Genomic DNA, 302 nt, shown 5'->3' on the forward strand with positions numbered 1-302 from the left:
GCATGCGCAGCGCGGCATCCAGCTCATCGGCGGTGGGCGCGCCAAAGCGCAGCATGGGCGGCGCGGCGAATGCCAGCCGCCCATGCTCCTGCCGTATCTGCACCAGTCCCGCCCCGCACTCCTGGACCTGTCTCTTATACACATCTCCGAGCCCACGAGACGCTGACGTTGATCGCGTATGCCGTCTTCTGCTGGAAAAGGGGGGGGGGGGGGGGGGGGGGGGGGGGGGGGGGGGGGGGGGGGGGGGGGGGGGGGGGGGGGGGGGGGGGGGGGGGGGGGGGGGGGGGGGGGGGGGGGGGGGG

1 pseudogene is annotated in these 302 nt (G+C 77.2%); it reads right to left on the minus strand.

The features are described 5' to 3' along the window. Window positions 1-302 (minus strand): annotated as a pseudogene (locus JHD82_RS30200) (hypothetical protein); the annotation flags it as partial.

Source organism: Delftia sp. ASV31, from assembly GCF_016428765.1.
Lineage (GTDB): Bacteria > Pseudomonadota > Gammaproteobacteria > Burkholderiales > Burkholderiaceae_C > Comamonas > Comamonas acidovorans.